Genomic DNA, 11641 nt, shown 5'->3' on the forward strand with positions numbered 1-11641 from the left:
CGCACACCTAGGGACAGGTTGCTACCTGTCCTTTTTTATAATATTAAATAATTCCCCATTTCACCACCAGCTCTCAATTTTCCTTAATCCCTTAATTCCTTAATGTTTTACCATTAAAGCATACGCGCACACCTAGGGACAGGTTGCTACCTGTCCTTTTTCATAATATTAAATAATTCCCCATTTCACCACCAGCTCTTAATTTTCCTTAATCCCTTAATTCCTTAATGTTTACCATTATCGCATACGGGCGTAGGCACAGGTCGCGACCTGCCCTTACCTAAAAAGGGAAAGCCAAGAAATTGGCTTTCCCTTTTTTTATTTCAAAATCAACAAATTTATTTTCTCTTTTTTTCCATAATTCCCAAAATACAATGCATTGTTTTTCTCCGTTTTTTGATCTAAAAATGGCCTCTTAAATTAAAAATTTCAATTAATCTGAAATAATATTGTTTTATTATTTGGTTTCAAATTTATTCAGTTAAATAGTTTGAATCTGTACTGTTTTTCTGTTATTTTAGATATCAGATACCTACCATTTACACTATGAAACCATCAATAATGAGATCTCTCGTTAGCACCAGTCTTATAATTCTCTCTTGTGCTTTTTTAATGATTTCTTGTAATCAATTAAATAATTTCGACACTTCTGATTTTGATAAATTGTATCAAACTGCCCAAAATAATTTAGCTCAAGAGCCCGATTCTTCGATTATAGTAACACAAAAAATAATTGAACTTGCCAAAAAAAATAATTGGAAAGACTCTAAATTAATTAAGGTTTATGAGTTGAGGCAAGAGGCTTTTGCTAAAACCAAAAATATGGATTCTGTAGTAGTGACCGGAGAAAAAATAAGAGCGATTGCTCTTGAAATTTCCGATTCTCTAGCAATTGCAAAATCTTTAGTACCTGTTAAAGGAGATATCGATTTTAGTGCTCAGCAAAGAATGATTCCATTTTTTGAAGCGGCTATTCATACTTTCAAAAAGGAAGATATGAAGTATGAACAAGCTAAATTGAGTGCTTCCTATGGCGCAATTTTAGCTCATAAAGGCGATTTCCCTAATGCCCAAAAATATTTAATTCAAGCACTTAAATTATTCAATGAAATGGATAGTTTGAAATCCACCATTAGTGTTTATCTCAACATTGGTTCTACCTACTCTTATTCAAACGACCCTGAAAAAGCCCTGTATTTTTACAATAAGGCATATGACATGGCCTTAAAATTTAATAATCAAGAATTGCTTCCTTCAATTTTAATGAATATTGGCACTGAGTATAATGATAATTTAAAAAAGCCAGATCAAGCAATTGTTTACTACAATAAGGCAATGAATGTTATCCCCAAAGGTTCAGCTTATTATCTTAAAATGAAAATTGATTATAATATAGCTGTTGCCTATGAGTCGAAGCGTGATTATCCAAGGGCTATAAAAACCTATCAATTGATGTTAGATAGTTGTGATAAGGCAAATGAACCTGAAGCTATAGCAATGGCTAGTGTGGGTATTGCTAATGTGTATTATAAAACTCAAAAGTATAATTTGGCTGAATTTCATATTTCAAATGCTATCCGCTTGGCCGATTCTTTGGAAATGAACTATGATTTATTATCCATGTTGCCTACTTTAAGGGCAGTTCATGAAAAAAATAAGAATTATAAAAGCGCATTGGAAGTCTCCGATCAGATTAAAATATTAAATGACTCCTTGCTTTCTGTTCAAAAGCAGACTGAGATACATGAAATTGAGGCTAAGTATGATTCGGAAAAGAAAAATATCGAAATATCTAACTTGAAAAAAATCTCTACTTTTCAAAAGGTGGCTGTTGCCGGACTTAGTTTTTTCCTATTAAGTGTCTTTTTATTACTTCGCCATAGAAATAAACTTTTCAAGGAAAAATTAGTGGCCTATAACTTTTTAATGAAAAAATATAAAGAGGGTAAAAAGGCTAGATTAAGCTTGCAATCAAATACGAATACTGCAAAAATACCTTCTGTTGATAGTGATGATACTGATGAAATGAAAAATTTGTTTGTCAGACTACAGGAACTCTATGAATCTAAAAAATCTTATTTAGACCCTAAATTAAAGGCTCAAACAATTGCTAAAAAACTTCACGTTTCACCACGTGCCATAACCGCGGTATTGAAAAATAACGGATTCAGTGGATTCAATAATTTCAATAATAAATATAGGGTAGAGGAGGTAAAAGCTAAATTTGAGGATCCTAACTATGCTCATTTAAAGATGGAGGTTATTGCATCCGAATCTGGTTTTGGTAGCAAACAGTCTTTTTATAGTGCATTTGAAGAATTTACTGGTGTTAATCCAGGCTTTTACCGTTCAGAAATTATGAAAAGTTAGTTTTTATTATTATATTCTAGTAAACTATTATCTCTTTCTCGTTTTTTTCTATTCAATTTTGAAATAATTCAAAATTTTCTTCATTTTTTTAGACTTTTTAAAACAGAATTTTAGACTTCTATCCTCGTTTACAGGGTCTTATGGCTAGGGTTTATATTTTTCTATGTTGTATCATTGCAACTAGTTCTAAGCTCGTTTTTATTGTTTAAAAGCGGTTTAGGTTAAAAGAAAATCTACCAATGATCTTAGTTAAACCAACTCAACAACAATCAGGTGCAAATTCCTGTATTGGAATTTTAAACTTGCAAAAATCTGAAAGGTTTTTTTGGGAAAAACACAATAGAATCTCTTTCAAAATTCTCAATGTGTATTTTTCAAATCCTAAATATCCGAGCTTTTTCATACCTGCAAGCTTTATCGATTACCTAGCTAAAATCAAATTTTATACTTGCCGATTTTCTAATATCCCATTAGTTCTCGGCCATTCTAAATGAGCAATTACTAAGCATTTATTTTAACAACAGTTTGTTTTATTTAGAATGATTCTAAATAAAAGCATAAAAATTATAATAAAAACATTGAAATTTTTTATCGCTTAATCAATCGATAAAATGATATAAAAGCTCTGATTATTTGAGCTTAAAGAATAGATAATTAGAATTTAAAATTATTAAAATGATAGTAAAAGTATTACAAACTAAGGGAAAAAAAATGCAGGCTTCAAGCTTTAGTTATTTGAATAAAACTATGTCTAAATTCTCAGTTTTCTTGAAAGGCTGTTTTTTGCTTCTAGCTTTCTTTTTTAGTGCTAATTCTAATTTGTTTTCTCAAACCTACATAATTAGTAGTCCTAAATATGCATCTGACATTATTTTCAATAATACTTCTTGCGAGCCAGGTGCAATTTGTGCTAAATATACTACAAGTATGTCTCTCACAGGTACCTTAACCTTCGACAGAGTATTGGCACCAAATCTGAATAGAGCTTCTGCAAATTTGGTTTCATTTTCTTTCAACGATGGAATAAACACTTTTACGAATCAGGATTCATATTTCAGAGTTAATATGTTGGTTTCAACCAACTCTCAAGGTGTGCTAACAGATGTAGAGACGGTGATTCGTCAATTACAATCAAAAACTTCCACAACTCCTAAATTAGGTAACTATATCAACGAGTTATGGCTTTTGCCTACTTACATGTATGTGTTTAATGCTACGCTATGTACCACTGATGATGCCTCTTGTAGTACGCTTTATCAGTCTCCTACACGTACCTCAAGTGTTAATCTTTTGACCAAAGCTAAACCAATCTTTAAGTCTACAAATGCTGATTTAGCAAGTATGCTTTTAACAGCGGTAAGTACTGGAGAATCGAGTTCGCCACCCAATTTTTCTTCAAATACTCTTAACTATGATGTGACAGTTCCTTATGGAATGAGTCAAATTACCATCAAACCAACTGCTCTAATTGGTGCTTCTGCTATCTCAATTAATGGAGCAGCAGTTCAAAGTGGTTCCTCAAGTGGAATTTTTAACTTAAATCAGGGAGTTAATAATTTCACCGTAAGTGTTACTGCACAGGATGGAGTCAGCAAAAAGAGCTATTCATTAAGAATTACGAGGGCTAATCCTGCAACCAATGCCAATTTATCAGCATTAAGTATTAGCCCAGGTACGCTTGAACAAACATTTAATGCACAGACTCTAAGCTATACAGCTACTGTTCCTTTTAGTCAAACTTCTTTGCAGATTTCTGCAACCAAGGCGGAGACCAATGCGAAGATTAGCTTGAATGGAGTAGCTCTTGCCAGTGCTACTTTGAGTAATTCGCTTTCTCTTAAAGCGGGGCAAAATGTGTTTCAACTTGTAGTGACCGCTGAGGATGGATTAACAAAAAAGAATTATTCTATTACCATACAGAGGCAAAGCCCCTCTACAAATGCTACTTTAGAGTTCTTAAGTTTAACTCCCGACGCTTCATTAACGCCTACTTTTCTGCCCTCACAATACACATATACGGTAGCAGTTCCTTTTTCAACTTCAAAAATAAAATTTGTACCTACTTCACTAGACCCCGCTGCAACGGTTACAGTAAAAGGTATTACTGTTGCTAGGGGAGTGGCTTCAACCGACATTAATCTAGGATTAGGAAATAACATTATCCCAGTAATAGTTACTGCTCAAGATGGGCTCACCAAACTTACTTATACCGTAACGATTACGCGTGCAAATCCTTCTTCAAATGCTGATTTAACAGCTTTGTCTGTAAATAATGGAGATTTTGTGCCAACCTTTAGCTCATCAACTACTTCTTACACCCAAACAGTTCCTTTTAGTAATAGTTCTGCCACTTTCGGTATTTTGACCTCTGATGCAAATGCCAAGGTTACGGTTAATGGAAGAGCTACCACCAATTCAGGGATTAGCGCTCCTGTAGCCCTCAACGTGGGATCAAATGCCATCCAAATAAGGGTGGTGGCAGAGAATGGGACTACGGTAAAAACTACTACGGTAACGCTTACAAGACAAGCCCCAGCTAACAACCCTGCATTAAGTCAACTTAGCCTCAATACCGGGACTTTAACAGGGCCGGTAACAGAAAATGGTATTTATAAATATACTTCCAGCGATGTCTTATTTGCTGTGTCCTCAGTTACTGTTGCACCAACAGCAACGGATGCTGCCAAAACGCAGATATCTGTTAATGGAAGTATCGTTGCGAGTGGTACTTCAAGTAGCCCAGTTAATTTGATAGTGGGCACAAACATCATAAAAATCATATCTACAGCAGAAAGTGGAGCAAAAAGAGAACATTGGATTACTATTAATAGACTACAGCCATCAGGAGTCAACGATCTTCAGAATCTTACACTCGCCCAAGGCTCACTCAGCCCAACATTTTCGGCTAGTCAGTTGGAATATTCTGCCACTGTGGCCGAAAATGTTTCTAGTCTTTCTATACTTCCAGTTCTTTTAGATGCGACAGCTTCAATTCGAATCAATGGAATTTCTAGCCCTAACAATACCAATAAATCCGTTAATTTAAGTTTTGGAGCAAATGAAATTTCTGTTGCAGTACGCGCTGAAAATGGAGCCACCAAAACATACAAACTTATTGTTACCAGGGTTTTATCAGCCAATGCAAACTTAGCTGCAATTACCTTAAGTGCCGGAACTTTGTCGCCAGTATTTTCAAATAGCACCACTTCTTACACAGCGACAGTTGATTTCTCAATTGCAACCCTTACCGTCAGCCCTCAAAAAGCAAATGAGTATGCATCTGTCACGATCAATAATGATCCGATAACGACTTCAAAAAACATAAATTTGGCTGTAGGGCTAAATGCAATTAATGTGGTAGTCCGCGCTCAAGACGGGCAAACTTCCAAAACTTATACCCTTCAAGTTACACGTCAGGCAGCCTCTAATGTATCTACTTTAGCTTCACTAAGTGTAAGCTCTGGTACGGTAGCTTCTTTTTCTTCTTCAACTACATCTTATAATGTTACATCCATAACTAGCACGATAAAAGTTACAGCAAGTCCAACAAATTCATCTTCTACTTTGAAGATTAATGGAAATGCTACTGAAAAAGGGGTAGCAAGCTCACTAATACCTTTAATCAGCGGTGTGGCAGTGGCTATTCCGGTAGAGGTTACCGCTCAAGATGGTATTACTCGTACCACTTATACTCTCCAAGTCACCTTCATTCCTCCCGCTTGTAGTCCTATAGAAACAACAATTACTGAAAATGGAAAAACATACAAGGTACTGACCTTTTCCACTGCGGGCGATTGTCAATGGAAAGCTCCTGCTGGTGTTGATAAAATAGACTATCTAGTTGTCGGTGCAGGTGGTGGAACTGGAGGTTCAACTTCTGGTAATTCAGCTTGGGGTAATTTCATTGGCGGCGGCGGTGGTGGCGGCGGAGGGGTACTAACCTCTCAAGCTGTTTCAATTACGCCTAGACAAACTTATAATATTAAAGTCGGATCCGGTGGTACTGGTGGTACAAAGTCTGATAATGCACTTACACGACGAGCTTCGAATGGAGGAGATTCTCAATTTGGTAGCTATGTTGCCAAAGGCGGAGGTGCTGGAGGTAGTATAGCAGAGAGAGGATTTACTGGCTCATCTGGCGGTGGTGGTGGTGGAAAAACATTTTCTTTAGGAGGTACTGGCACTTCAGGTCAAGGCTTTTCAGGGGGAATTTCTTCTTATAACCTCGATTTATTAGCTCCAAATAAAGCTGCTGGTGGCGGTGGCGGTGGTGCTGGTGCAACTGGATCTATTGCTGATAGTCCTACAAAAGCAGGAAATGGAGGGCGTGGTCTTTTGAGTACAATCACCGGTTCTTCCGCCTATTATGGTGGTGGTGGCGGTGGTGGTTCCAGAAGTTTTCAATGCGCTGGAGGTTTTTTATGGCTAAGTCGTGTTGATTGTGATGTCACTCAAGGTCTGGGAGGTCAAGGTGGTGGCGCTGCTGGTAAGCAGAGCGGTAATGGTAATAATGGAACCAATGGATTGGGCGGTGGTGCCGGTGGTGTTGGTGGCGATGGAAATGGTGGTCGTGGTGGTAATGGCATCGTAGTGCTTCGCTATGAACTTTCTCCTTGTCTTCCAACTGAAACAACTATTGTAGGGACAAAAAATGCCGATCGTACATTTACTACTAATCCTAACGGAACGGTTTACAAGGTGCTTACTTTTAATAGTTTAGGTACTTGTGATACTTGGACAGCTCCTCAAGGTGTTACTGAGGTGGATTATTTGGTAATTGGTGGCGGCGGTGGTTCTGCTGGAACTAATACCAATACTAATGATGTACATGGAAATGGAGGCGGGGGAGCTGGTGGATTCTTGGAGGGAAGCCTGTCTGTATCAGCAAATCAACAGTACCGAATTAAAGTAGGTTCAGGAGGAATGGGAGGTGCCAAGTCTAATGATGTCACTCTCAGAAGAGGTAAAAATGGTTCTAGCTCAGAGTTTCATACGCTCACTGCTGATGGCGGTGGAGCCGGAGGATTCTTTAATGAGATAGGTTCAAATGGTGCTTCAGGTGGAGGCGGAGGCGGTAGAGTGTCCACCTCTGGTGGTACTGGAATTACTGGTTTCGGTTTTAATGGAGGTAATGCTAGAGGTAACAATGATTCAGGTCGATCTGGCGGTGGCGGTGGCGGTGGCGCCGGTGCACTGGGAGGAAATGGTGCCGCTCTTACTTCTACAGCAGGAAATGGCGGAGCAGGGAAGCTAAGTTCTATTACAGGTTCTCCAGTTTATTATGCCGGTGGTGGCGGTGGTGGTGCCGCAGATAAAAATACTTCTCCATGTGGATTTTTGGGATTAGATGATTGTCTTAATTCAAATGGAGTCGCAGGAACGGGAGGTCTCGGTGGTGGCGGTAATGGAGGTGCTTATGGACAAAATCAAACCAATATCAACAATGGAGGAGCACAAAATGGATTAAACGGTTTTGGGGGAGGTGCTGGTGGTCCTGCTATCAATAGCGCAGGTGCAAGCGGTGGAACCGGAGTCGTAATCCTTCGATACGCAGTTTCTACTGACGCTAATTTAACAGCACTGTCAGTAGGACAAGGGGATTTAACACCAGTGTTTGATTCTAACACCACAACTTATGCTCTTAGCGTGCCTAACGGAACAGATGTGTTTACCATTACGCCAACTGCTTCTCATCCAGATGCTTTAATTACAATTAATGGGGAGGGTAGCGATAGCGGAAGACCAAGTCGTGCTTTTGAATTAGAAGTAGGAGACAATATTTTTTCTGTTGTCGTAACTGCTCCAGATGAGCGAACCCGAAAAACTTACACTCTAAATGTTCGCAGACTATCAAATGATGCTAACTTAACCGATATCTTCACCTCTGAAGGAGGGATTTCACCTAGTTTCAATGCCGAAACACTTAGATACGATATCCCGGTTGCAGGTACATTAACTTCCATTCAGCTTGGAGCAAAGGTGAAACAAGCCAATGCTACCCTTAAAATTAATGGAACCACAGTTTTAGATGGGCAATTAAGTGCTGCTCTTAACCTGCCTAATTTTGGAGCAAATACTTTCCCTATCCTTGTTACTGCCGAAGACGGGGTGACTACCAAAACCTACACGGTAGTGGTTTCCAGAGTTTCAGTGGTCTTGACTAATTTGTCAAGCTCTACAGGGCAAATCCAAGAATCGTTTGATGTCACTAGAAAATCATACACGCAACATGTAGATAATGCTGTTTCTCGTATTGGTTTAAGACCAGAAGCATTGGATCCAAATGCAGTGATTCGCGTCAACGGTGAAAGGGTTTTAAGTGGAGAGCTTAGTACCCTGTTCGACTTAGAAGTAGGGACAAATACACTAACAGTGGATGTTTTGGCCGTAGATGGATCTCTATCGGATAAATATGCCCTTACTGTTTCAAGAGGAGCACCCGCTGCTGAGGCACGTTTGCAAAATCTTGTCTTTAATTCGGGAACTCTCAATCAAACTTTTGATTCAGATACAAAGGCCTACACCATGAATGTGCCTTTTGCGGCAGATACTACTTTGGTAACTGCCACTGCTTTAGATCCAAACGCAACTTTGTCGATTAATGGTGTACCTGTGCAAAATGGGACAGCAAGTCCTGCTATCAGATTGGTGCAAGGCGACAATACGGTTCGTGTGGATGTTACTGCTCAAAACGGACTCGTCCAAGAGAGTTATACTGTTACAATCACAAGAGGTGCACCTACATCTGAAGATAAATTATCTAGCCTTTCTGTGACAAACGCTACCTTATCTCCAACTTTCTCAGAAAATACATTTGCCTACACATCTTCTGTCAACTTCAGTGTGTCTTCTGTAAGGCTAACCGCCATAGCAAAAGATGTAAACGCAAGTATTCGCATTAATGGTGAACTACTGAAAAGTGGTGTTGCCAGTGAACCAATTTTATTGGTACAAGGATCTAATTCGATTCAAGTGGAAGTCTTTGGTCAAGATGGTAGCAATACAAATAGTGCTTATACTATAACTATCACTAGAGCTGCACCAAGCTCCGATGCTTCCTTGTCGGCCCTTTCATTGTCTCAGGGAACGCTTAGTCCAACTTTTGCAAGCAATACAATTGCCTACACATCAACAGTGCCTTTTGTAGCGGAATCCACCTCAATTAGTGCAACACCTAGCAATTCAAATGCTACATTGTTAATCAATGGCGAAACTGTTAGCAGTGGCCAATTTAGTTCTATGCTTGGACTAGTCGCAGGCGCAAGTACCTCTTTTGATGTCCTCGTGACGGCAGAAAATGGTACCACTATCAAGACTTACTCTATTGCTGTCACTAGAACTATGGCTACTTCAGATGAATTGTTAAGTGGATTGACTCATACATCAGGAAATTTAGCTGAAACTTTTGCTAGCACTACCTATTTGTACACTTCTACTGTTCCTTTTGCAACTACAAGTACACGTATTGCACCAGTTTTGCGTGATGCTAAGGCTCAAGTAAAAGTAAATGGAGTTGTGGTAGCTAGCGGACAGAATTCGGAAGTTCTTGAATTAAGCGAAGGCTTAAATGAATTTAGTATTGAAACTTTGTCTGAAGATAAGGCAAATACCAAGATTTACATTTTAAGAATTACCAGATCTACTCCTTCTACAAATGCAGATCTTTCAGGCCTAAGTTTTTCAGGGATTAATTTAATTGAATCCTTTTCCTCAACAACTACTTCTTATAGTTCAACAGTTGCAAACACTGTAGAATCAACAAGAATTACTGCTACACTTGCAGATCCTACAGCTGGCTTACGAATTAATGGCTTAAGTGTTCAAAGTGGTCAAGCAACAGATCCTATTGCATTAAATGTGGGTAGCAACACTATTACAGTTGAAGTGATTGCTCAAGATGGAACAACCATAAAAACTTATTCCACAACACTTATACGACCAGCATCTACTAATGCTAACTTGAGTGATATAATACTGAGTTCAGGGGTCTTAAGTCCTACCTTTACCTCAGCAATTATAACGTACAGTGCAAACGTAGAAAACTCCATCAACAATTTAATAGTTTTACCAGAACTTGCAGATTTAACAGCCCTAGTAACTGTAAATGGAACTGCTGTATTAAATGGTCAAGCAAGTAATCCTATTGCGCTAAATGTTGGTAGCAACACTATTACAGTTGAAGTGACCGCTCAGGATGGAACCACTACCAAATCTTATACAATAACAGTTACACGAGCAGCATCTACAAACGCAGATTTGAGTGGTTTAACGCTCAGTTCAGGTACCTTAAGTCCAACTTTTGCTTCAGCAACCACAAGCTATAGTCTAAGCGTAGCTAATTCGGTAACGAGTATAAACTTAACAACTGTAGCTGCAGACCCAACGGCAACAATAACAGTAAATGGCACCGCAGTAACAAGTGGTCAAGCAAGCAATTCTATTACACTAAATGTTGGTAGCAACACCATTACAGTTGAAGTAACTGCTCAGGATGGAACAACAACAAAAACATATACAATAATAGTTACGAAGGCAGCGTCTACAAACGCTAATTTAAGTGACTTAACACTAAGTGCAGGCTCATTGAGTCCAATGTTTGCTTCAGCAACTACAGCTTACAATTCGAGGGTATCAAATTCGGTAACAAGTATAAGCCTTACTCCAGCACTTGCAGATGCAAATGCTACGGTAAAAGTAAATGGTGTTCCGGTGGTTTCGGGTCAAGCAAGTGCAGCTATTTCTTTGGCCGTTGGACCAAATACAATTTCAGTTTTGGTTACTGCTCAAGATTTAAGCACAAAGGCATATTCAGTAATTATTAATCGTGCAGATATTGATTCAGATGGTGATGGTGTGCCTGATCAGATTGAAGTACAACAGGGTACCGATCCTAACAATCCCTCAGATACTAAAGATTCAGACGGTGACGGTGTGCCAGATTTTATAGAATCACAAGAAGGCACTGATCCAAACAATTCAACAGATGCTAAAGATTCAGATGGCGATGGTGTTCCAGATTTTATAGAAGAGCAACAGGGAACTGATCCGAATGATTCAACCGATGCTAAAGATTCAGATGGCGATGGTGTGCCAGACTTTATTGAAGAACAACAAGGTGCCGATCCAAATAATTCAACCGATGCTAAAGACTCAGATGGCGATGGTGTGCCTGATTTTATAGAAGAGCAACAGGGAACTGATCCGAATGATTCAACAGATGCTAAAGACTCAGATGGCGATGGTGTGCCTGATTATCAAGAAGAACAACAAG

The 11641-nt window shown here is 38.8% G+C and carries 2 protein-coding genes; both read left to right on the forward strand.

Annotation, left to right across the window (positions count from 1 at the left end):
* The first annotated feature begins 546 nt into the window (after positions 1-546).
* Positions 547-2370 (forward strand): AraC family transcriptional regulator, encoded by a 1824-nt coding sequence (locus QZ136_RS03940; RefSeq protein ID WP_291400565.1) that lies wholly within the window; start codon positions 547-549, stop codon positions 2368-2370.
* 675 nt (positions 2371-3045) lie between these two features.
* The coding region (locus QZ136_RS03945) for a cadherin-like beta sandwich domain-containing protein (RefSeq protein WP_291400567.1) at positions 3046-11641 on the forward strand (8596 nt) is incomplete at its 3' end.

The sequence above is a fragment of the Daejeonella sp. genome, assembly GCF_017495225.1.
Taxonomy (GTDB): domain Bacteria; phylum Bacteroidota; class Bacteroidia; order Sphingobacteriales; family Sphingobacteriaceae; genus Daejeonella.

Bases quoted from the DNA above. Each gene is read 5' to 3' on its own strand.
- QZ136_RS03940 (WP_291400565.1), top strand. From the start codon at position 547: ATGAAACCATCAATAATGAGATCTCTCGTTAGCACCAGTCTTATAATT.